This window comes from Commensalibacter sp. M0268, assembly GCF_016101925.1.
Classification (GTDB): Bacteria; Pseudomonadota; Alphaproteobacteria; order Acetobacterales; family Acetobacteraceae; genus Commensalibacter; species Commensalibacter melissae.
Map to the genome: position 1 here is coordinate 318,664 of NZ_JACFPQ010000002.1, position 23,973 is coordinate 342,636.

Annotated in this window: 20 protein-coding genes and 2 tRNA genes; 15 read left to right on the forward strand and 7 right to left on the reverse strand. The window is 36.3% G+C overall.

What is annotated here, in order from left to right; all coding sequences use genetic code 11:
- Nucleotides 1-6 precede the first annotated feature (6 nt).
- Nucleotides 7-1,026 carry a ketol-acid reductoisomerase gene (gene ilvC / locus H3R28_RS04830; RefSeq protein WP_122123421.1) on the forward strand — a complete coding sequence of 340 codons (1,020 nt, stop codon included), beginning with the start codon at nucleotides 7-9 and terminating at the stop codon, nucleotides 1,024-1,026.
- A gap of 77 nt (nucleotides 1,027-1,103) precedes the next feature.
- Here the strand turns inward: ilvC and H3R28_RS04835 are convergent, their stop codons facing one another.
- The 3 genes from H3R28_RS04835 to H3R28_RS04845 form a co-directional block, all read right to left on the reverse strand.
- Nucleotides 1,104-2,852: a tetratricopeptide repeat protein gene (locus H3R28_RS04835; RefSeq protein ID WP_198209865.1), complete on the reverse strand. Its 1,749-nt coding sequence runs from the start codon at nucleotides 2,850-2,852 to the stop codon at nucleotides 1,104-1,106.
- 283 nt (nucleotides 2,853-3,135) lie between these two features.
- The gene (locus H3R28_RS04840; RefSeq protein ID WP_198209867.1) at nucleotides 3,136-3,366 is read right to left on the reverse strand and encodes a hypothetical protein; all 231 of its coding nucleotides are present in this window, start codon (nucleotides 3,364-3,366) and stop codon (nucleotides 3,136-3,138) included.
- A 410-nt stretch (nucleotides 3,367-3,776) separates the two neighbouring features.
- On the reverse strand, nucleotides 3,777-4,709 hold the full coding sequence (locus tag H3R28_RS04845; RefSeq protein WP_155565297.1) for a DMT family transporter: 933 nt from the start codon (nucleotides 4,707-4,709) through the stop codon (nucleotides 3,777-3,779).
- A 274-nt stretch (nucleotides 4,710-4,983) separates the two neighbouring features.
- Here H3R28_RS04845 and rpmI point away from each other — a divergent pair, with 274 nt between their 5' ends.
- The 11 genes from rpmI (at nucleotide 4,984) to H3R28_RS04900 (ending at nucleotide 16,568) form a co-directional block, all read left to right on the forward strand.
- The gene (rpmI, locus tag H3R28_RS04850) at nucleotides 4,984-5,190 is read left to right on the forward strand and encodes a 50S ribosomal protein L35 (RefSeq protein WP_198209868.1); all 207 of its coding nucleotides are present in this window, start codon (nucleotides 4,984-4,986) and stop codon (nucleotides 5,188-5,190) included.
- 15 nt (nucleotides 5,191-5,205) lie between these two features.
- Complete coding sequence (gene rplT, locus H3R28_RS04855; protein WP_198209870.1) at nucleotides 5,206-5,562, forward strand: 50S ribosomal protein L20; 357 nt, start codon at nucleotides 5,206-5,208, stop codon at nucleotides 5,560-5,562.
- An 88-nt stretch (nucleotides 5,563-5,650) separates the two neighbouring features.
- Complete coding sequence (gene pheS / locus H3R28_RS04860) at nucleotides 5,651-6,718, forward strand: phenylalanine--tRNA ligase subunit alpha (protein WP_122123425.1); 1,068 nt, start codon at nucleotides 5,651-5,653, stop codon at nucleotides 6,716-6,718.
- A gap of 3 nt (nucleotides 6,719-6,721) precedes the next feature.
- The gene (pheT, locus tag H3R28_RS04865) at nucleotides 6,722-9,181 is read left to right on the forward strand and encodes a phenylalanine--tRNA ligase subunit beta (RefSeq protein WP_198209872.1); all 2,460 of its coding nucleotides are present in this window, start codon (nucleotides 6,722-6,724) and stop codon (nucleotides 9,179-9,181) included.
- A 115-nt stretch (nucleotides 9,182-9,296) separates the two neighbouring features.
- Nucleotides 9,297-10,196, forward strand: a complete 900-nt coding sequence (locus H3R28_RS04870) for a DMT family transporter (protein WP_198209873.1) — start codon at nucleotides 9,297-9,299, stop codon at nucleotides 10,194-10,196.
- A gap of 81 nt (nucleotides 10,197-10,277) precedes the next feature.
- Nucleotides 10,278-12,083, forward strand: coding sequence for a translation elongation factor 4 (gene lepA, locus H3R28_RS04875; protein WP_198209875.1), 1,806 nt, complete (start codon nucleotides 10,278-10,280; stop codon nucleotides 12,081-12,083).
- A gap of 367 nt (nucleotides 12,084-12,450) precedes the next feature.
- Complete coding sequence (locus H3R28_RS04880) at nucleotides 12,451-12,816, forward strand: DUF2726 domain-containing protein (protein WP_255518689.1); 366 nt, start codon at nucleotides 12,451-12,453, stop codon at nucleotides 12,814-12,816.
- Between the two features lie 247 nt (nucleotides 12,817-13,063).
- Nucleotides 13,064-13,154 (forward strand) — tRNA-Ser (locus tag H3R28_RS04885).
- A gap of 518 nt (nucleotides 13,155-13,672) precedes the next feature.
- Nucleotides 13,673-14,875 (forward strand): DNA (cytosine-5-)-methyltransferase, encoded by a 1,203-nt coding sequence (gene dcm, locus H3R28_RS04890; protein ID WP_198209879.1) that lies wholly within the window; start codon nucleotides 13,673-13,675, stop codon nucleotides 14,873-14,875.
- Between the two features lie 58 nt (nucleotides 14,876-14,933).
- The gene (locus H3R28_RS04895; protein ID WP_232342134.1) at nucleotides 14,934-15,347 is read left to right on the forward strand and encodes a very short patch repair endonuclease; all 414 of its coding nucleotides are present in this window, start codon (nucleotides 14,934-14,936) and stop codon (nucleotides 15,345-15,347) included.
- Nucleotides 15,348-16,568 carry a type II restriction endonuclease gene (locus H3R28_RS04900; RefSeq protein WP_232351224.1) on the forward strand — a complete coding sequence of 407 codons (1,221 nt, stop codon included), beginning with the start codon at nucleotides 15,348-15,350 and terminating at the stop codon, nucleotides 16,566-16,568.
- Between the two features lie 173 nt (nucleotides 16,569-16,741).
- On the opposite strand, the gene H3R28_RS04905 is transcribed toward H3R28_RS04900, so the two are convergent.
- Nucleotides 16,742-18,007, reverse strand: coding sequence for a Y-family DNA polymerase (locus H3R28_RS04905; RefSeq protein WP_198209883.1), 1,266 nt, complete (start codon nucleotides 18,005-18,007; stop codon nucleotides 16,742-16,744).
- 28 nt (nucleotides 18,008-18,035) lie between these two features.
- Nucleotides 18,036-18,485, reverse strand: coding sequence for a LexA family transcriptional regulator (locus H3R28_RS04910; RefSeq protein WP_198209884.1), 450 nt, complete (start codon nucleotides 18,483-18,485; stop codon nucleotides 18,036-18,038).
- 526 nt (nucleotides 18,486-19,011) lie between these two features.
- On the opposite strand from H3R28_RS04910, the gene H3R28_RS04915 reads away from it, so the two are divergent.
- Nucleotides 19,012-19,167, forward strand: coding sequence for a hypothetical protein (locus H3R28_RS04915; RefSeq protein ID WP_155571829.1), 156 nt, complete (start codon nucleotides 19,012-19,014; stop codon nucleotides 19,165-19,167).
- Nucleotides 19,168-19,832: 665 nt separating this feature from the next.
- Here H3R28_RS04915 and H3R28_RS04920 read toward each other — a convergent pair.
- Together H3R28_RS04920 and H3R28_RS04925 are read right to left on the reverse strand one after the other, a co-directional pair.
- Nucleotides 19,833-20,462, reverse strand: coding sequence for a restriction endonuclease (locus H3R28_RS04920; protein ID WP_198209886.1), 630 nt, complete (start codon nucleotides 20,460-20,462; stop codon nucleotides 19,833-19,835).
- 783 nt (nucleotides 20,463-21,245) lie between these two features.
- Nucleotides 21,246-21,332 (reverse strand) — tRNA-Leu (locus H3R28_RS04925).
- A 127-nt stretch (nucleotides 21,333-21,459) separates the two neighbouring features.
- On the opposite strand from H3R28_RS04925, the gene H3R28_RS04930 reads away from it, so the two are divergent.
- Both H3R28_RS04930 and H3R28_RS04935 read left to right on the forward strand, forming a co-directional pair.
- Complete coding sequence (locus tag H3R28_RS04930; RefSeq protein WP_198209887.1) at nucleotides 21,460-22,422, forward strand: complex I NDUFA9 subunit family protein; 963 nt, start codon at nucleotides 21,460-21,462, stop codon at nucleotides 22,420-22,422.
- A 100-nt stretch (nucleotides 22,423-22,522) separates the two neighbouring features.
- Nucleotides 22,523-23,956: an NAD(P)-dependent oxidoreductase gene (locus H3R28_RS04935; protein WP_198209888.1), complete on the forward strand. Its 1,434-nt coding sequence runs from the start codon at nucleotides 22,523-22,525 to the stop codon at nucleotides 23,954-23,956.
- The last annotated feature ends 17 nt before the right edge of the window (nucleotides 23,957-23,973 follow it).

The window sequence follows — 23,973 nt, forward strand, 5'->3', positions numbered from 1 at the left end:
ATTTAGATGCGTGTTTATTATGATCGTGACGCAGATGTTAATTTGATCAAGAACAAAAAAGTTGCCGTATTGGGCTATGGCAGCCAAGGTCATGCCCATGCAAACAATATGAAAGATAGTGGGGTAAAAGATATTGTAATTGGTCTTCGTCCAGGTTCCAAGAGTGCACAAAAAGCAGAAGCGGCTGGTTTAAAGGTTATGAGTGTCGCAGATGCTGCCGCCTGGGCTGACGTTGTTATGATTTTGACTCCAGATGAAGCACAAGGGGATTTATATCGTGAAGAACTGGAAAAAAATCTTAAGCAAGGAGCCGCAATTGCCTTTGCACATGGTTTAGCCATTCATTTCAAGATTATTGAACCTCGTCCTGATCTGGATGTTTTCATGATTGCTCCTAAAGGTCCAGGCCACACTGTTCGTTCAGAATATCAGCGTGGTGGAGGGGTTCCATGCTTGGTTGCCGTTCACCAGAATCCTTCAGGTAATGCCCTAGAGATTGCGCTTTCTTATGCCGCCGCAATAGGTGGTGGCCGTTCTGGCGTTATTGAAACAACCTTTCGTGAGGAATGTGAAACAGATCTTTTTGGTGAACAAGCGGTATTATGTGGTGGATTGGTAGACTTGATCCGAAATGGGTTTGAAACGCTTGTTGAAGCAGGCTATGCACCTGAAATGGCATATTTTGAGTGTCTTCATGAGGTTAAGTTGATTGTTGACCTTATTTATGAGGGAGGGTTTGCCAATATGAACTATTCAATTTCAAATACAGCGGAATATGGAGAATATGTTTCAGGTCCTCGGGTTATTACAGAAGAATCTCGTAACGCCATGCGGAATATTTTAAAAGATATACAGGATGGAACCTTTGTTAATAAATTTATGACTGATAATAAGGTTGGACAAATAAGTTTAAAAGCACGTCGCCAGCAATTGAACAATCATCCAATTGAACAGGTTGGTGGAAAATTACGTGAAATGATGCCATGGATTACAAAAAACCGTTTGGTTGATAAAAGTAAAAACTAGTTTTTTAATTTTTTCGTTTTAAAAAGGGCTATGACTTAATAAAAAATCATAGCTTTTTTTGTGCAAAAAATAGAAAATTACCAGCTTATTGAACGATCCAGCTGTTTGTTCAAGGCATTGGTTTTATCAAGGATATTGGCAATGAATTGATCTTTTTCACTCGCTTTGAAATAATTGAAAATATCCTGTATTGTATTGAGTGCTGTATATCCCCGGTTATTCTTAAACAACTTTTCAGCATGGTCATACATACCCTGCGCAATTAGTCGTTTGATATTGATATTTTGATCGTCAATATAAAAATTAATCAGTTGATCATATGTTTGTTTAATTTCAATACCTTTATGTAACATAATTTGAAGCTTTGCTTTTTTTAAAATTGCATCGGCACCATTATAGCGGGTTTTTGGATTATTTTTATGATGGGCAACAGCGATAAATTCTGTATAAGTTGAAAGAGCCTGGTCATATTGCTGTGAATTGATTTGAAGTTCGGCCTTGGTTAGATAGGCATTGCTGATTTCATAATATAATTTCTCGTCTTGAGTATCCTTATAAAGTTTTATTACATCGGTTAAATATTGCAAGGCGAATTTGCTCTGTTTCTGTTTTTCCAAAATAATGCTTTTATTGATATATGCCTTGATAATTATGTCATTCAGGTCATTTTGTTCTGAATCATGAACTGATTTATATTTGTTCAAGATCTGGTCGTAGACAGAAGAGGCCTGGTTCAAGCGGTTAAGATCAGTGAGGATATTGGCTTTGGTAAGCAGTGCCATAGCAACGATCTTCCTGATTTTAGGGTTGGTAAATTGTGAAAAATCATCATGAATTTGGTTGCATAGAGCTAACGCTGTATCTGTATCATGTTTACTGTTTAAAATCTGCGTTTTACCTAACAGGGCAATGGATTTGTAATATGGCAAATCTTCATCTTTGTTTGTAGAGGCATTGATTTTTGCCAGAATTTCATCATAGGTTTTTAATGCAGCGTTTTGTGGATCATTGCCAAATAAATCTTTTTGATTTTCAGGAATGTGAACTACCCGATGAAGTATTTCGGCTCGATATAACAAATTTTGCAAAAGAAATTTTTTGATCTGAGGATTGGGGTCATCATGATATAACCGAATAAATGCATTGCTGTTATAAAGTGCTATTCCCCATTCTTTACGGTCAAGACGGTTTTTGGTTCTGGCCATAATGGATCGGGCAGTGATTAACCGAAGGGTTGGATCTTTGTCTTTGACAAATTTTTCTACAATTGATGAATGGATGTTGAGGGCTGTATCATGATGCCCAGTTTCGTTCAGAATTACAGTTTCATTATACATAACCTGAGCAATCATGCGCTTAATATCAATTTTCTGATCAGATCCATATGTGGAAACCAAATATGAAAAGGCTAGCATGGCTTCATCATATTGTTTTTGTTGAAGTAAGAGGTTACCTTGGTTAAACCGCGCTTTTGCCACATCATACCGTATTTTTTTATTGTTGCTGCCCATGTAGAGGTTGCTGAGTTGTTCATAGGTAATGACGGCTCCTTCAATATCATGAAGATTGGTAAGGATTTCGGCTTTTTTTAATAAACCCTTGGCTACAATTTTCTGAATTGTCTTATTGTGACGATTACCGTAATATTCTGACAGAAAACTAAAGTCTCCCATAGCCTGTAATGGTTTGTTATTTTTCAGATATAAATATCCAGATTGCAAGGCTGCATCCGCATGATTTTCGCTTTGCACCTCATAGCGATAATATATTCCAATACCAACACAGGTTAAGAAAATGAAAGCATATAAAATTATTTTTTTACGCATGAATATTACTTTACCCTTAATTTAAAATATTTGGGGATAATCCTGACTATTCTATCGTTTTTTTTGAATAATTACACTTTATTTAAAAATAAAATATTTTTCACTCGACAATGAAGATTCTATTTTCTGTTAGGATTAACAATTATACCATAATTGTAATCTATTTATAAGATGAATAGCCAGAAATTCATAACATATTGTGCTTAATTATTATGTTATTTAATTTTCAGGAAAGAATATATGAAAAAAAAGAATTTGGGCAAAACAGGGCTGCAAATTGATATTATAGATCTTTATCAATTGAATTAGACGGATGAAAATATAGCTTATAAAGAAACGCTTTTTGCCTATGAAAAGCTTTTGAAAGAAAGATCCGTAATATAGGTGCATCAAATCCCAATTTGAAACAATTGTCAAATTCGATACGGGTTGTCCACAAAGCAGTAATTACCAATATATCAAACATTACAATCTGAATATAATCTTTACGACAATCCACAATTTGATGATACATTACGTAATCTTGTGATCAGAAAAAAATATTGGGGTAATTATTTATTATAGTCTTAATTCAGGATTTTTAACGGGGAAATATCGAAATTATGAAGATATGATCACAGTGCGAGAAATGACAAGATTGCCACATACTTGAATGATCAGGGCATGCGGATTTTGAAAAACTTTAGATAAGATTTCAGTCAATCATCATGTTAATCAGGCATTTATAGCTTTGGCATGGTCGCACGCACAAAAAGAAGTTGCCGGCCTCTATTGCAAGTGCGACAAGTATCAAGTCAACTAAAGGATTTAATTAATTCTTTAACCTTAAACCTTATTACCTGCTGAATTATCTGAACTGGATCAGGCAAATATGAAACAATGGCAATTAAATGGTTTAAGAGATTTTCAGACTTGGATTTTACCCTAGACCTTTTTAACTGCTAAAATAATAATCATGCTGATAATACAGGCAGTTCCTAGCCAGTCTATTAAGGTAAATTTCACATTTAAAAGGAAAACAGAGAAAAAAACAGCTGATAACGGTTCCACCGTTGCTAAAATGCTACCTTTTGTGCTGCCCAATAATTTTATTCCTATAAGATAGAAAAGAAAACCAAACATTCCTCCACCAAAAATAACTATCATCAGTTCAATCCAGTTGACAAAATTTAGATTTACCTCTAGATGCCAGAAAGGGTAGAAAAAATTGAGAATGATCCCGCCGATTAACATACCCCATCCCGCAATGGTTGAGGTATTATATTTTTGGAGAAGGGGGATTGGATATAATGTATAAATTACCGAACTAAGAATACTGATACCACCGTATAACAAAGCTTTTGGGGGAAGGGTGATTTCATAAATCGAACCGTTTGTAATGATACAGAATGTTCCTGTAATTGCTAAGATAATGGATAGGATAACATATAAAGAGGGAGGTTTTCTCAAATAGATAGTCAATATGACTGCAATGACGATTGGATATAAATATTGCAATATTGTTGCTGTTGCCGCATTGGAATATTTAACGGTTAAAAAGTAGCAGAGTTGTGAAACAAGAATGCCAAAAATTGAAAAATTCACCAGGTAGATAATGTCTTTTCGGTTTTTTAAGGGAAGAAAAATATTTTTCCCGTATTTGCGATAACAAAGTCCTAACAGGATTGTTCCAGGTAACCACATGCGTATCGCGATCATCCAGGCTGTATCAATATGAACGGTTTGCAAAAGATATTGTCCGATTACACCACTCAATCCCCATAGGCAGCCAGCAAGGATGGCAAAAAACATTCCTTTTGTTTGATCAGAGAATTTGAAACGGTATGGGGATTTATCCGGAGAAATTGTATTGTTCATGTTTGAATACTTCATGAAAATATTTAAGTGAATTAAATTCACTTTTAAAAATATTTGGATGACTCAATAAATGGCTAAATGCTTATTTAATAAACTTTTTTGAAAAATAAAGTTTAATTTTGATGAGATTGGTAGATTTTTCTTGAGCTTAACTTAAATAGTGTTTATATAACACACTACGTTTATGGGTTGGGCTTGGAAAATGGGCTGCCCTTCTTATGACGTAAGTTTCGATGTTAGCAATAACGTATCCAGAATTTTTAAGGAGTATGAAATGCCCAAGATCAAGACCAAGTCATCGGTCAAGAAAAGATTTAAGATCACGGCAACAGGTAAGGTGCTGGCTGGTCCAGGTAACAAACGTCACGGTTTGATTAATCGTACCCAAAAAGCAAAACGCAGCAATCGTGGGACACAGGTATTGGAACCACAGGATGGTCGTACAATTAAACAATGGGCCCCATACGGTCTGTCACGCTAAGGAGTACAAAGAACTATGGCAAGAGTTAAAAGAGGTGTTACCACACACGCCCGTCATAAAAAGGTATTGGATCAATCCAAGGGTTTTCGCGGTCGTTCGTCAACCAATTATCGCATTGCGCTTGAACGTTTGGAAAAATCTTTACAATATGCATATCGTGATCGCCGCGTTAAAAAACGAGATTTCCGTTCATTGTGGATTCAACGTATCAATGCCGCTGCTCGTGAACATGGATTGACCTATAGCCGTTTTATCAATGGTCTGAATAAGGCTGGTATCGAGCTGGATCGTAAAGTGTTATCTGCAATTGCTTATGATGATGCAGCAACCTTTGCAGAAATCGTTAAAAAGGTTCAGGCTGCACTTGCTTAACTTTTTATGAGATTAATCTGTTCATGAAAATGAATGGAATAGAGAGGGTTGTCTGATGACAGCCCTTTTTTGTTTATTGAGGGGTTAGATGGATAAGGATCTTGAAATCATAAAGCAGGAAACGCTTCATGCTTTAGATCAGGCACAGGATTTGCGTGCATGGGACAGTGTTCGGGTATCAGCGTTGGGGAAATCAGCCCCGTTGGTACAGAAATTGAAAGAATTGGGAAAGGTTGAACCTGAATTACGTAAAGAGCGTGGTCGTGTTTTAAATGAATTAAGAAATGAGCTGACCAAAGCAATTGAAATACGTAAGGCCATTCTTGAGGAAAAAGCGTTAAATGAAAAATTGAATGCGGAGGCAGTTGATGTCTCAATGCCTGTTTCTGTTGTAAAAGGTACATTGCATCCCTTGCAACGAACAATCGAAGAAATTGTTGCCATTTTTGCGGCAATGAACTTCAAGGTTGCAGAAGGGCCTAATATCGATACGGATTGGTTTAATTTTTCTGCGTTGAACATTGATGAAAACCATCCCGCGCGTGCTGATCATGATACGTTCTATCTCCCCTCCAAATCTACAGATGAACAGCAACTATTATTAAGGACTCAGACTTCAACAGTACAAATTCGCACGCTTTTGGAACAGGAACCTCCCATACGCATCATTGCACCAGGTCGTACCTATCGTGCAGATCATGACGCAACTCATTCACCGATGTTTCATCAGTGCGAGGGTATGGTTGTAGAGAAAAATATCACTTTGGGTCATTTAAAGGGATGTCTTGTAGATTTCCTTAGAGCTTTTTTTGGAATACCAAATTTACCCGTTCGTTTTCGTTCGTCCTATTTTCCGTTTACTGAACCTTCCATGGAAATCGATATCGGCTGGAACCGCAAAACTGGAGAATTGGGTGGTGGTTCGGATTGGCTTGAAATTCTCGGCGCAGGAATGATGCATCCACGTGTATTGGCAAATTGCGGTGTTGATCCTCGTGAATGGCAAGCTTTCGCTTTTGGTGTCGGTATCGAACGTCTGACGATGTTAAAATATGGAATTGCTGATTTGCGGTCATTTTATGAAGGTGATGTACGTTGGCTGCGTTATTACGGGTTTTCCCCTTTCAAATCCCCAAGCATTCATGAAGGGATATAGGAAATGAAATTTACATTGTCTTGGCTTCATGATCATTTGAATACAAATAGATCTCTTGAAGATATATGTGCAGCCTTGAATAAAATCGGTTTGGAAGTGGAAGGGGTCGAGGATCCTGGTAAAACACTGGCACCTTTTAGGACAGCCAAAATTATTTCTGCCGAACAGCATCCCAATGCTGACCGTCTTCGTGTTTGTCATGTTGATGCTGGTAAAGGATTTGAAGATATTCAGATTGTTTGTGGTGCACCCAATGCCCGTGCTGGGCTAATAACGGTTTTGGCACCTGTTGGTACCTATGTGCCTGGAAGTGATATTACAATCAAAGCGGGTAAAATCCGTGGAGAGCAAAGTAATGGCATGATGTGCTCTTCCCGTGAATTAAATCTGGGAGATGATCATGATGGTATTATGGAATTGCCAGTTGATACTCCAATAGGTGTATCTTATGCAGAATATGCCCAGTTGAATGATCCAGTCATTGAAATTGCTATCACTCCAAATCGTGGTGACGCATTATCAATAAGAAATATAGCCCGAGATTTGTCTGTCGCCGGTATGGGAACACTGAAACCACTGAAGGTTCCAAAAATACAAGCGCAATTTTCATCAGCTTTGAGTTGGAATAACCAATATGAAGACGCCTGTCCCTGGATTCTGGGCAGAACAATTCAAAATGTTAAAAATGGTCCAAGTCCCGAATGGTTACAGAAACGCTTAAGAGCTGTTGGAATAAGACCAATTTCATGTTTGGTTGATATAACCAATTATTTTGCCTTTGATCTTGGGCGTCCATTGCATGTTTATGATCTGGACAGGATTGCAGGCAAGCAGCTAACAATATGTCGTGGCAATGGTGAAAAATTCATGGCCTTGGATGAGAAAGAATACCAAGTCACTGACAAAGATTGCGTCATGATTGATGAAGCCGGTGTTCAATCCTTGGCAGGATTGATGGGTGGTGAAAAAACAGGTGTCAGTGAGAATACAACAGATATCTTTCTTGAATGTGCTCTTTTCGATCCTGTTTTGATTGCCTTGAGTGGTCGACGTCATATGATCGTGACTGATGCGCGACAGAGGTTTGAACGGGGCGTTGATCAGGCTTTGTTACCAGATGCGATCGAATTGGCTACGCAAATGATTATCAAATTGTGTGGGGGGCAGGCAAGCGATGTGGTTCATGCAGGTCAAGAACCCAAATGGCAGCGTACAGCAACCTTGCATTATAATCGTTTGAAAGATTATGGTGGATTGACAGTATCGGAAAATAGGGTTTCGGAAATACTGACCAATCTTGGTTTTGTGATAGCAGAAAAAAATTCGGAATGGATAAGGGTTGATGTACCTTCATGGCGTAATGATATCGCAATGCCCATCAAAATGTCCTATAATTCCAAGTTGGATATGGTAAAAAAAGACAGACTGCTTGATTCTGTAAGAGCCCTAGAGGGTGAAGCCGATTTGGTGGAAGAAATATTGCGTATAGAGGGATTGGATAAAATTCCCGCCTGTTCAATGCCTTTGATTCAGCCCGTTCCTTCACCTGCACTAACAACAGATCAGGAGCGTTCTATTCTTTGTTCCCGTCTGCTTGCTGCACAAGGTCTGATCGAAACAGTAAATTTTTCATTTGTAGATCATGAAATTGCTGCACGATTGGGGGAAGCGCCTGAATCTTTACGTTTAATGAATCCAATTTCAAATGATATGGATCAATTACGGCCAACCCCTCTGGCTTCGATCCTGCCTGTTATGCAGCGTAACATAGCACGGGGTATTGGTGATATTGGACTTTTCGAAACTGGTCCTGCCTTTACACGAAATCAGGAACGCCTTATTGCAGCCGGTGCACGGTACGGACATATGCAACGTCAATATGATGGTAAAGCACCAAAAGTTACTTTATGGGATGTAAAAAAGGATGTTTTAACGGTTCTCGATGGACTGGGCATTTCAATTGATTCTTTAAAAACGGTTGGTGAAACACCGAATTATTATCATCCCGGACGCTCTGGCCGGTTGAGTTTGGGGCCAAAAAATATATTGGCTTATTTTGGTGAGTTGCATCCTTCTTTGGTAAAAGAATTTGGTTTTGATCAGGCTCCCATGATTTTTGAAATTATGCTTGATACAGTAATTCCAAAGAAGATTACCAGGAAAAAGGCACCTGTACTTTCAATCTTTCAACCCTTAAAGCGTGATTTTGCCTTTGTTTTAAAAGACGGGATCCCTGTCGAGCAGCTTTTACAGGTCGTTAAACAGGCTGATCGCAAATATATAAATTCGGTTGAATTGTTTGATGTTTATAGAGGAGATAAAGTTCAGGCAGATCATAAATCCGTCGCTGTTCAGGTAATTATCCAGCCAAATGACCGAACATTGAAAGATGGGGAAATAGAGGCAATCTCCCAAAAAATCATCAAGGAAGTTGCACGTTTGCTTGGTGGAAATTTAAGATAAACCCAGTCTGTTTGTATTAAAGCCCATGTAAGAAGCCGTTACATGGGCTTTTTAAATTTCGCGATATATTTATATATTTACTATTTCACTCTTAATTTTGTCTGGTCTAAATATTATGCCTGTGACGAATAAATCCTTGGGGAATTTTTCTTTTAATCTGTTTGCGACCCTGTCAGGACTTTTGACGATTTTATTATGGTCAAGTCTGGCCATCATGACAACTTTTGTAGCCCCAATACCCCGATTTGAGCTTTTATGGTTTGGTTTCGGTTTGTCTTTTGTTATTGGAACATTGATTCTGGTCCTAACGGGACGTTTAAATGAAATGAAACAGCCATTAAAACCCTGGATCACCGGATTTAGTGGAATTTTCTTTTTTCATTTGTTCTATTTTTTGGGATTGGCTTTGGCACCGCCAGCGCAGGTAACCTTGATGTCATATCTATGGCCAACAATGCTGGTTGTTTGCAGCGCATTTTTAAGAAAGCGACAGTTTCATATAGCATATTTGATTGGCGTTTTGATGGGATTGGCCGGGACTGTTTTTTTAATGTATGGAGGAAAAAATACAGTAATTACCCTGTGGGTTTTATCAGGGTACTTTCTTGGTTTTTTATGTGCCATCGTATGGACAATCTATTCATTGGTTAATAGAAAATATGTAAATGTTCCAGCCGGCATGCTGATTGGTGTTTGCGGTGGAATTTCATTGGTAGCCATGCTGATTCATTTCAGTATTGAACCAACAGTCATTCCATCCCTGAAAGAAATGATAATCTTGATCTATATGGGTTGCGGTCCGATGGGAATTGCCTTTCTTGCCTGGGATTATGCCTCAAAAAATGCTAATATGTCGTTATTGGGAAGCTTGGCCTATTTGGCACCTTTACTATCCATGGTATGGCTGGTGGTGGCTGGTAAGGCTCCAGCAACATTTGGATTGGGAATGGCTGTTATTCTAATTGTGGGGGGGGCAATAGTTGCAACTTACCCTTTAAAACATGTAAAAGAATAGCAATCTTTGTAAAAAATCTATAGATATATAATTAAAGTTAAACTTGATTTATTGAGACAGTCTTATTGATATTGGTGCACCATGACAGATACGCCTTTGGAATCTATTCGTAATTTTTCTATTATCGCTCATATTGATCATGGGAAATCCACCCTTGCTGATCGTCTTATCCAGGCATGTGGTGCATTGACGCAAAGGGAAATGCATGCCCAGGTCTTGGATAATATGGATATTGAGCGTGAACGTGGCATTACGATCAAGGCGCAAACTGTAAGACTGCATTATAAGGCAAATGATGGAAAGACCTATATCCTTAATTTAATGGATACACCGGGTCATGTGGATTTTGCCTATGAAGTAAGCCGTTCTCTTGCCGCTTGTGAAGGATCGTTGCTGGTCGTTGATGCCTCTCAGGGGGTAGAGGCGCAAACCTTGGCAAATGTGTATCAGGCCATTGATGCAAACCATGAGATCGTTCCAGTTTTAAACAAGGTTGATTTACCAGCTGCGGATGTTGAAAAAACCAAGGAACAGATTGAGGAAATCATAGGCATTCCGGCAGTTGATGCCATTGGCGTCTCGGCAAAAACAGGTTTGAATATTGATGCGGTTTTAGAAGCATTGGTGACCCGTCTACCTTCTCCCAAAGGGGATTTGGAGGCACCTTTGCAAGCTTTGTTGGTGGATAGTTGGTATGATACTTACCTTGGCGTCATTATTTTAGTGCGTATTAAAGAAGGTCGCCTTAAAAAGGGGATGCGTATTCGCATGATGTCAAACAACAGAACATATCATGTTGAACAGGTGGGTGTTTTCACGCCCCATATGCGCGAGGTTGAATCCCTGGGTGCTGGAGAGCTGGGTTTTATCAATGCCGCGATTAAAACCGTGGCAGATTGTCATGTGGGTGATACGATTACCGATGATCGCCGACCTGCGACCGAACCTTTGGCTGGATTTAAGCCATCAATTCCCGTTGTTTGGTGTGGATTATATCCAATGGATGCCGATGACTTTGAAAAGCTGAGAGAAAGTCTAGGTAAATTGCAGCTTAATGATGCATCATTTCATTATGAACCGGAAACTTCCGCTGCGTTGGGATTTGGTTTCCGCTGTGGATTTCTGGGATTGTTACATCTTGAAATTATACAGGAACGGTTAAGTCGAGAATTTGATCTTAACCTGATAGCTACAGCACCCTCGGTTGTTTATCATTTATACAAACGGGATGGGACGATTGAGGATCTTCATAATCCTGCTGACATGCCTGATCCCACCCTGATTGAAAAAATAGAGGAACCATGGATAAAAGCATCCATTATGGTTCCTGATGAATATCTGGGAGCTGTATTGGGTTTATGTACAGAACGCCGTGGTCAACAGGTTGACCTGACGTATGTTGGGGCAAGGGCAATGGTTGTTTATCGCCTGCCGTTAAATGAGGTTGTCTTTGATTTCTATGATCGCCTCAAGTCCGCGACACGAGGATATGCCAGTTTTGACTATCATATGGATGGCTATGAAGAAAGTGATTTGGTTCGAATTAGTATTTTGGTAAATCAGGACCCTGTTGATGCCTTGGCCTTTGTTGCTCACCGTTCCGTAGCGGAATCACGCGGACGGGCAATCTGTGCCAAATTGAAAGACTTAATTCCGCGTCAACTGTTCAAGATTGCCATCCAGGCAGCAATAGGGGGACGTGTCATAGCTCGTGAAACCATTGGGGCCCTATCAAAGGATGTTACTGCCAAATGTTATGGAGGTGACATTTCTCGAAAACGTAAACTGCTTGAAAAACAAAAAGAAGGTAAAAAACGTATGCGACAATTTGGTAAAGTTGAGATTCCTCAGTCAGCCTTTTTAGCAGCATTGAAAATTGACCGATAATTTTTGATACAAGATTTTCATTATTACTCTGACCTATTTGATTTTTTGAAAAATATCAAATAGGTTTTTTTATTGTTGAATTGTCTGAATGCTAGCGTTTCTTTTAATTTGTACTTTGATCTATTTTTCTGTTTTTTTTTATTTTTTGGGTAAAAATCAAGTTCCTTTAAAAAAAGGGTTTACATTTGTTTCCAGTCGTAAAAATAAAAATCATATTAATTATAAAAATTGTAAACATGAATTATTTTCCGCTGACGATTTTATTTATAAACGATATGCAGAACAAAACACTAACATTAACCGATGTAATCTATATCCTGTAATCCCCGTTAATTTCGAATCCATTTTCATATTTAATTGTCTGCAAATGTGGTTGATCAATAAGAGATTGCATTGGTATATAGGTTTTGAAGTGTCAATGGGAGCATTCATTAAGACTGATTCTTCCTTGCCCCAGGAAATTCAAGATCAAGCTTTTTGGTCCTATAATAATAAACGTGTTGATTTTTTACTGGTTAATTGCTTCGGAACACCCAAATTGGTAATTGAATATCATGGTTCTGGTCATAACCTTTCAAGGGATGCAGAGGACCGTATGAAAATCAAACGGGCTATTTTATACAAAACAGCCATTCCTTTGCTTGAAATTAGTTATACGATGTCTAAAAATGAGATTATTTATTGGTTAAATCAGTTTTACAAGGAACATATCAAAAGTGATGAGAGGGGTTGAAATCGAACCTACAATTAAAAATTCATAAAGTTTTTAAAACCATATTGAATTCGATATAAAAGATCAGTTTAATATCTAAATATATGAAAATTATATATGAATCATTTTTTGAAATTTATTTTAATCTATATTGTTAAATGGTTTAATTTCAGTTTTAAAGTTTTTCAGAAATAATCTTTGTTTTTTATGAAATTTTTCTTGCCTAATATGAAAAAATTGTTATCTTTCATTTTAGTTAACCTTTTACGGAGAGATGGCCGAGTGGCTTAAGGCGCACGCTTGGAAAGCGTGTGTACGTGAATAGCGTACCGTGGGTTCGAATCCCACTTTCTCCGCCATTCAATAAGTTATTCTGTATAATTTACATTTCCCAAAAATATTGAGTTTTTTTGTAATTTTATCATGTTTTGATATTATGAAAAAATTATCAGTTAATAAAAAAGAAATTTATATCTTTTGTTTTATTTTGTTACAATTCTTTAGATTAGTGAGTTTTTATTATTATTGCTTCAATTTCAAACAAAGTATCATCCCAAAAAATTTACAAACCACTTTTGTTGATCCATCTAAAACTATCTAATTCATTAATTTGTTTTTCTATCTTTTTTTTATTTGTCAACCTTGTCATATTAATGGGTGGTTTTTAAGGATTATTTAAAAAAACAAATAAATTTTTTAAAATTACAATATATTATCAATGTTCTGCTTAGTATAAGACTTGGTGATGTTATCATGATTATTGATGCCATTTTTACAATAGCCAAGGTTTTGCAGGGAAGTTATTGACGCTTTTATTTTTGAATATTTTATGACATAATGTCAATATTATTTCCAAATAAAATAATGTTGGATTAAAATGTTACGTACAGAATTCGCACAATTACGAGAACAGGCTGGGATTTCCATTAAAGATTTGGCTAATGAGGCAGGTTTTACACAAAGAACATTATATAGATGGGAAAAGGGTGAAGCCGTTCCGCGTAAGGCTGTTATGACATTATTACAAAACAAGATAACCATTGCAGGAAAGAGGCAATGCAAATTCAGGTTCATTGATCTGTTTGCGGGCATAGGGGGGTTGAGACGTGGATTTGACCGGATTGGCGGTCAATGTGTGTTTACAAGCGAATGGAATATATATTCGCAAAAAACCTATAGGGCCAATTATGCATGCAATCATGAAATTGCGGGTGATATAACAAAGATAAGTGAGCGGGATATACCTGATCACGATATCCTGCTGGCGGGTTTTCCATGTCAGCCATTTTCAATTGCCGGCGTGTCAAAAAAAATATCCCTGGGATTGAAGCACGGGTTTGCATGTGAGACACAGGGCAACCTGTTTTTCGATGTCGCGCGTATTATCAGATATCATCGTCCAAGGTGTTTCCTGTTGGAGAATGTGAAAAATCTTGTCAGTCATGACAGGGGAAGAACCTTTTCAATCATTCGCAATGTGTTGGAACATGAGCTCGGGTATTGCCTGCACTGGCGTATCATTGATGGAAAAGGGTTTGTTCCCCAGCATCGTGAGCGTATTTTTATCGTCGGTTTTCTGGATAAAAACGATTTCAGTTTTGACACATTATCCTTGCCCGATCCGTTGTCAGGGCCCCGCCTCTCGGCAATCCTGCACCCTGAAAACGGTAGTGAAAAACCGGAAAGCCACTATACCGTGGGAAAAAAGGCCGCTGTTTCCGAAAAATACACGTTATCCGATAAATTATGGAAATATCTGCAAAACTATGCTGACAAGCATAAAAAGGCGGGAAACGGTTTTGGTTTTGGACTGTGTGATCATGACAGTGTGGCCAGAACATTGTCGGCACGCTATTACAAGGACGGATCTGAAATCCTTGTCTCACAGGGATGCGATAAAAACCCGAGACGGTTGACCCCGAGAGAATGTGCGCGGCTGATGGGGTTTGACAGGCCTGGGCAGTCAGATTTTAAAATTCCCGTTTCGGATACCCAGGCATACAGGCAATTCGGAAATGCGGTCGTGGTTCCTGTTGTTGAGGCTGTTGCCGGTCATATACTTCCCCATTTGCAAAATTGACAAGTGTTTCATTATTAAAATGATCGATATTGTTGATCAGAAAACCAGAAGTAGATTAATGTCGTGTATTCGTTGTAAAAATACAGCTCCTGAAATGTTTATACGCAGAATATTGCATTCACGAGGTTATCGTTACAGGTTGCATGATCATAAACTGCCCGGCAAGCCAGATATGGTTTTTCGAAAATATAATGCTGTAATTTTTATTCATGGCTGTTTTTGGCATGGGCATGACTGCCATTTGTTTAGGATGCCTTCATCAAGAGTGGAATTCTGGAAAAATAAGATAGAGACAAATAAGAAAAGGGATATGAATGCTATTTGTAATCTTAGGGAACTTGGTTGGAGGTCGATGATTATATGGGAGTGTGCCATTAAGGGGAAAAAAAAGGTTTCTGTAGAAGACCTGGTGTCTATTACCGATTACTGGTTTCGTAAATGTAATGATAATATGCAAGTTAGAGGAAAGTAAATGGCCTCATTAAATGAACTTTCTTATTGGCTGGATGAACAGAGAAGAATGGATAGGGTCTGGTATGTAAAACGTCTTTCAGCCAATGATACTTTGGCATCAGGATCTCATCAGGCTGGTCCTTACATGCCTAAAAAGCTGCTTATGGATCTTTTTCTATCATTGCAATATAGTGGTAAAAAAAATCCAAGGGTTACATTCGAACTGCGACTTGACAGTTGTCATGATATCAGGGATGTAACGGCAATATGGTATAATAACAAATGGCATGATGGTGGAACTCGAGATGAAGTGCGTATAACAAACTGGGGAGGTCAGCATTCGGCTTTGCTTGAACCTGAAAATACGGGTTCTTTGGTCATTTTTTCTTTTCAAAGACAACAGGGACGGGATGTTTCTCTTTGTAATGTGTGGGTGTGTGATCATGTAACAGAGGAAGATTTGATTGAAAATCTTATAGGAGTTATTATTCCCGGGAAACATATTATTCGATCCTGGGATAGGAATTGCTTTGAAGAAAAGAACAAAAACAATTCTTGTTGCTTGTCACCAGAGAATATACCAGAAGATTGGAGAAACAACATTCCGACAACTATAGATATTTTAAAAAAAGTGATTGAGTTAATACCTGATATTGGTGATACTGTCGATGAGCGTCTTATTAGACGTAGAAATTGTGAATTTGAGCTTTTTAGAAATATTGAAAAAAATATAGAGTTTTCTTTTATTCGGCAGGGATTTAGTACGATTGACGCATTTCTTGAAACAGCAAAAAAAATTTTGCAAAGAAGAAAAGCACGGTCAGGTCGTTCGTTAGAGCTTCATCTTAGAGAGATTTTTTTAGAAGAGAAATTAAAGGAAGGGTTAAATTTTTCATATCAACCAGAGACGGAAAATGGTAAAAGACCAGATTTTGTTTTTCCATGTGAAAATGCCTATAAAAATAAACATTTTTTATCAAAACAATTGAGAATGCTGGCTGTTAAAACAACATGTAAGGATAGGTGGAGACAAATATTAAATGAAGCGGATCGTATCCCAGTTAAACATTTGTTCACATTGCAAGAAGGGGTTTCGGTAAATCAGTTTCAGGAAATGTGTGAATCAAATGTTAGATTGGTGGTGCCAAAACCTTTAATAAATAAATATCCTTTGGAAATTCAAGGACATCTTCAAACCCTAGAATCTTTTGTGGGAGATGTGCGTTTATTGTCCAATTAATATAGATGCGAAAATTTATCGTGATAGTTTTCTGGTAAACTTATATCTTTTAAAGATAACTTATCAAAAGCGGGTGTAATTTATATATTGTGATTGCCATCTTCTCCGTTATTTAATAAATTTTTCAAGATAGAATAATAATTATTTTCAGATCAATTTACTCAATAAGAATTTTAAATTCGTAATTTCAATATTTCATCCCATCGTGTTGTATAGCGTTGGCTCAACTGTTCCCGTTTAAGGTGCCATCTTGCCTTTTTTCTCTGTCCACCTATGAGAATCGTATGAGATCCCATTTGTTGATTAATCCTGTCGATCACTTGCATAAGACTATTATTGCGCTTGATTGATTGGTCATTTTGGATATGGGTGAAAAAATCAAGCTGTCTTTGATTTTTATGGATGATATCCAAAAGCATTATGCCTGCTTTATGATAATGGTATTCAGCCCTGAAAATTTTACGAAGCCCTTTTTGAGCAGCCCTGATGATTTCTCGGCTATCATCTGTAGGATATGGCATGGATATGGCAAAGGAAGGGTTGTATTGTAATGATTGATCGTGAAAACGGTTGGTTCTTAAAAAAACCAGAACAGCATGGGTAATGGAATGCTGTTTTCTTAATTTTTCGGCAGCTCGGCAGGTATGCAAGCGAATGGCTTCCTCAATATCAAACAGGTTGTTGGTACTTTGACCAAAACTTCGAGAAGCGACTATATTTTTTTTTGGTGTATGAAAATCTGTCAGTTCAATACAGGAAATTCCTCTTAATTCCAGAACAGTACGTTCCAAAACAACTGAAAAATGTTGTTGCATAAATTTGGGGCTGCAATTTTTTAATTGCCAGGCATTTTCAATACCTATTGCGATCAGTTTGGCATTTAAGCGACGGCCGATACCCCATATTTCAGAAATTGGTAAATTTTCAAGAATATGTCTAAAATCAGGACCATGAATATCTAAACAGAAAATACCTTCATGTTTTTTATCTTTTTTAGCGATATGGTTGGCTATTTTTGCAAGAGTTTTGGTGGTTGACAGACCAATGGAAACAGGGATTCCAGTGTTTTTCTTAATGATTTTTTGAACATGGCGACAATAATTATTGGTTTTCTGATCCCCATTTAAATGAATAAATGCTTCGTCAATAGAATAAAGCTCAACATGATAAAAATAATTTTGAACGGTTTCAAAGACACGTTGGCTCATATCACCATAAAGTTCGTAATTGGAACTTAATAAAGTGATTTTCTCTTGTAAATCCGAAGGAATTTTAAATGCCGGCATTCCCATGGGGATGAAAGGTTTAAGCTCGTTAGAGCGGGCAACAACACATCCATCGTTATTTGAAAGAATACCAACCGGATGATTTTCCAATTTTGGATTAAAAACACGTTCACATGAAACGTAAAAATTATTACAGTCAATTAATCCAATCATTATTTTATTTATTATGGTTGAACAGTTTTTAACGATTGCGGTTTCTGAAAGAATGGATTGTATGAATGACCACTCCCCAGATCATGGTTTCTTTATCCTTGATTTCTATAGGGGGGTAATTGGGATTGCCAGATTTCAAATAAGGGATATTGTTTTTAATTGCCAAAGCTTTACAGGTTAACTCTCCATCAACAGAAACAATGACAATATCACCCTGACGGGGATCTAGCGATCGGTCAACTACCAAAAGATCATGATCGAAAATACCGTAATCAATCATGGAATCTCCAGAAACCCGTATATAATAAGTTGCAGAAGGATGATCAACTAAATGTTCTGTGAGCTCTAGTTTCCCTTCAAGATAGTCATCTGCAGGAGAGGGGAAACCCGCTTTCACCAGCATTTCAATGTGAGGTAAAAAATATCTGCGTGTGTCAGGATGGACAGGGTGAATGGAAACTGTTTCTGTCTCAACCATAATTTGATCTCCATAAATAATTTTTTGGCTGACTATAAAAGTTAATTTTCTATTAATCAATGAAAGAATAAAAATTTTTATAGTTATTTGAATGACTTATTTGGCTTTGTTATCAAGTTTGAGATATGGGATCATTTAGGATAAACGGATTAATTATTTAATAGTAAGAATGAATTTTAAAATCCGAAAAATTGCAATCTAGATATTGGGTAATTATGACCGATATAAATCGTTAAAGTAATGAATATGTTATTTATACCATGAATTATATATATAAATCATATGGTTATCTTTTGAGGTTGGAGTATATTCAGTAATTTATTTTAGTTTTTATTAGGTTAAATTATGAAATTTAGATTTATACAGACAATTTTTATGAGTATATAATTATAATCTTGTTATATCGCTTAATATATGTTGCGGGTTCTTAAATGAAACTTATCATCGATATGACGAAATCATTATTACAAAACGAATGATAACATATTGACAGCTCCTTCCATTGAGGTATCTTAATGGAAAATCAATGACCAAATATCAAGTTTTAGATGGATCAATTGTAAAGTGTCCATTAATCAGGTTTGTTTCAGATAGTCAATCTATGTTTACATTGGGACAGCAAATATTACAGCTTGGTGGTGATATGGAAAATTTCCATTGGTGCGAATATACACGATATTAATGGATATTATGGGAAATTAGTAATTTTGCCTGATTAATTTACGACACCAAAAATTATGGAGCATCAAATAATTAGGTCATTCTTCCGCTTCTTATTCTTTCACTGCATCATGTATGTTGGGTGAATTTAAAAGATGATATAAATTATCATTATGTTTGTGTAGTGGCCAATCACTGGAAAAAATTTATATTATCATATTTTTAACTAAAAGTAATAATGTTGAAACAAATGGTAATAAAGATGATAAATAATCCTAATATTAGTAAATTGAAAATGAAGAAATTTTTTCTTTGAAGATGCGGTAAAACATTACTAAATATAATGTTTAGAATTATAGCCACCCTACGGGGTGGTTTTTTTATTAATGTATTTATATATTCAAAAAATCAATTATTTATTTTTAAAATTGAAAACTAATATGTAATGATATATAATAAATATGTTTTAAAAAGCCGAAAAATAGAATGAGAACAATAAGGTGCTTAAACAAGTTTCCAATTCTATTTTCCGGAAGCGAAATGTATTATATGGAATGATATGAAGATATTCAATACTTATTATTAAAAAATTAACTGTTTTTTTATATTTTAATTATAAAATTATTAAAAAGCATTGAAATTCAAATAAAAATTGAACTAATAAATTTTTTTTGATTTGTATAAAAATCAAAGTGATTTTGATTTTGTTTTCAGCGACAGTTTTTTGGCAAATTGTTGCAATAATTCGTGATGCAACAAGGCAACTTGAACTGAACTTGCCAATTGTCGGGCTGAAACAGTATAAGAAGCATTGGAAACAACGGCGGCATAATCAGCGTAATAAAATTCTTTTGCTGATAAAACTTCTTGCACTGCTTTGTTGCCAACCGGTTTGGTATACAATTTGCATTGTAAAATTAATGTCTTGTTGTTTTTATAGGCAATAACATCGGCTCCCTGATCGCCACTAGCGTTTGTTACCTTAGCATCCCAGCCAATCTGTTGCAGTAAATTTGCACAAAATGCTTCATATTCCAGAGGTTTTAGATAATTGATGTTATTAACATTTTGTTTTTTTTCTAAATTTGTTTGTTCAACAATTATATGAATATGTTTGACTAGTTGTTTTTTGATTGATGGTAACAAATCAACAAGATTTTTTTTTGTCAGATGCGGACGAATTCTAGTCTTAATAAATCGTTGTATTTCTTTGAACCATCTATCTTCGATAATGGAGCCATAATCATCTTTATAGCAAAGTTGTTCTCTTTTAAGTGTTAATATTTTCCGATGACGTTTTATTTCATTGATTGCCAATTTCATAGCTCTTTTTTTACGGTAAAAGCTTGTAAATTTCAGGAATGAATTTCTAAGTGTAAATTTCTTGCGGATAGTAAAGATAGTTATAAAAACAATAATAAATATGAAAATCCATTGATATGGATATGTAAATATTAAATTTTTAAAATTATTTAAAATAAAAAAAGTTGTATTATTTGTATAAGAATTTTTTTCCTCAGAAATAATTTTCAAAGCCGTATTGAACATCGATGTTGTTCCTTGTAAGGAAAGTTCGATAGTTTGATTGGGAAATGTAATGTATGCGTTTTTTTTTGTAATAATTTCTTTTACAAATATATTGCTTTGGTCCGTATTCAATGAGGTTTCATATATGAATGGATGTGTATTTTGCTTTTTTTTTAAATAGTAAGAGTGATGATCGGTTTTGAAAACAATTGAGGGTTGCTTATTAAATTGATTATCGAATTGAATAAGGGCTAGCTTGATCAATATGGGTTGATTGATCTTTAAATTGATAAAAAAATTAAATTTTTTTTCTTTTTTTTTAATAATTATTTGATTGTTGGTTACAGATTCTATTTGCCAATTATTGGTTGCAGCTTGTGATGCAAAAGGATAAAAAAGATAAAAACTGAAAAATAATAAGTTAAAAGCAAATTTAGGTAGCATAAACAAATGAATAGGGGTTTCGTGAGATATTTTTTTAATAATTTATGAGAAAATTGACAAAGATTTATATTATTTTATACAATTCAGTAGTGCCAAATATCATTTTACATGATTAGTTTATCATTTTTATGGTGCCCAAAAGAAGACTCGAACTTCCACAGCCTTGCGGCTACAGGTACCTGAAACCTGCGCGTCTACCAATTCCGCCATTTGGGCTCTTAAATATATTGATACTTCTTACTGATGTTCTTATAGTTGGTCAATGGAATTTTTGATTTTTTTAATTTTTCAAATGAGAATAAACACTATTCGATAAATTTGATTATGAAGCTGGGAAAGTTTGATGCGTAAAATAGCAACGATTATTGGTGGTAATGGATTAATTGAAAATTACCTTGTTGAGCGGTTGGTTAAGCAGGGATATGTGATAAGATTGGCAGTACCTTTTCCTGCACATACGAGAGAACAGAAAATATTTGGTAATGTTGGACAGGTTACCCCATTGTTTTGTTCATTTGATCAAGAAAATACTATTGTTCGATCCATTGAAGGTGCAAGTGTCGTTATTAATCTTGCAGAAGCTTTTGTTGGAAAAAGCAAGGGTAATCTTGAAAAAATAAATGTAAAAATCGCTGAAAAAATAGCAAAAATCGCAAGTGCAGCAGGTGTCAAAAATTTATTGCATTTTTCTGCTTTGGGTGTTGATTCCACAAGTCCTTCCTCTTATCTGGTCAGCAAGAAAAAGGGGGAGGAAACCGTATTGAAAACATATCCTTCTTCAACGATTGTAAGGGTTGGAATCAGTTTTGGTCCAGAAGATCAGTTTTTGAATAAGTTAGGATTTCTATCAACTTTTTTCCCTATTATGCCAGTTTATAATGTTAATACACGTTTACAACCTGTCTATGCAGGGGACATTGCTGATGCTGTTATTAAGATTGTTGAAAGTGAAGAAAATCATGGGGAAATTTACGAGTTGGCAGGTCCTGAAATACTTACTAATCGTGAGTTGATTTCCAAGGTTTTAAAAATAGTTCATCGAAAAAATGATGTAAGCGGGTTATGTCCAGGTTTTATAAAATTAATGGCTTATTTCCTGGAATATATGCCAGGTTCCTTAATGACCGCACGATTGGTTAATTTAATGAAATATGATTCTGTTGCTGGTCACAAGGGTAAAAATTTTGAATTTCTAGGTATTGTTCCATCTTCAATTGAAATGATCGCTCCCGCTTATCTATATTGTTACAGGCCTGCTTGCGACTTTGAAGAATTAAAAAAATTACAAAAAGAAGCCTATATTTGAAAAAAAGTTATGAAAGGTCAGTAGTACTGTCTTTTTATTAAAAATGGAATAGGATAGAAAGTTTAGGTGTAATCTGCCTTAAATATTAAGGAATTTAATTATGCCTAACCTAATGCTTAAATTTGTTAATTTAGATCAGCAGCAGCCTGAAAAACGTAATGCTGTTGAACGCAAACATGATTTTAACGAGATTTATCGACGCTTTTCAGAGGAACAAGCCAGAATTCAGGCCAGTCGCTGTTCACAATGTGGTATTCCATTTTGTACAACGAAATGTCCATTATCAAATTATATTCCTGACTGGTTGAAACTTACGGCTGAAAATCGTTTGGTAGAAGCTTATGCACTTTCAACTGCAACCAACAGTTTTCCTGAAATCTGTGGGCGCATCTGTCCACAAGATCGTTTGTGTGAAGGCAGTTGCGTAATTGAGGCGGATTACAAAAGTGTTACAATTGGAGCGGTGGAAGCTTTTATAACCGATCATGCATTTGATCAGAATTGGGTCACACCTATTATGCCTTTGGAAGAACTATCGCAATCTGTGGGAATTATTGGTGCCGGACCTTGCGGTTTGGCTGCAGCGGTCGTTTTACGAAAAAAAGGATATCAAGTCCATGTATATGATCGCTATAATCGGGCTGGTGGTTTAATGGCTTATGGTATACCTACCTTTAAACTTGAAAAAAATATTGTAACTCGTCGTCAGGAATGGTTAGAGAAATCAAATGTGATTTTCCATTTCAATACAAGTGTCTCAGATAAAACAGCTGAGCATTCCATCGCTTTTGAGGATCTAAGAAATAAACATGATGCGGTATTGATTTCAACGGGAGTTTATAAAAAGAAAGAAGTAAGCCTTTTTGGTTCAAATCTTAATGGAATTGTGCAGGCACTGGATTATCTGATTGATTCTCAAACGCAAAATAACGATAAAAATGAAATGAATGCAAAGGGTAAAAGAGTTGTCGTTATTGGCGGTGGTGATACTGCCATGGATTGCTTAAGAACTGCAATTCGTCAGGGGGCGACCTCGGTTCAATGTTTGTATCGTCGAGATAGGGCAAATATGCCCGGCTCCATGCGAGAGGTAAAAAATGCAGAAGAAGAAGGTGTGGAATTCATTTGGCAGGCAGCTCCAGACGCTTTTGTAGGTGAAGAAAAAGTGGAGGCAATTCGCGCATTAAGAACCGAATTGGGTTTGCCAGATGCTGGTGGTAGACAAAAAATCAGAATTATACCTAACAGTCATTTTACCCTGCAAGCGGATATGGTTATCAAAGCACTTGGATTTGATCCTGAACCATTGACCACCCTGTGGGATAACGACCAATTGGATACAAATGAATCTGGTACCATAAAATTGAATCATCATAGTCGTATGACTTCTTTACCTGGCGTTTTTGCAGGCGGCGATATTGTACGCGGGGCAAGTCTTGTTGTATGGGCTGTCAAGGATGGGCAGGATGTGGCGGAAAAAATTGCCCATTGGCTTGAACAACAAAATAATAAACAGAATGTTTCTGCTGCTTGAAAACAGATATCCAGAAT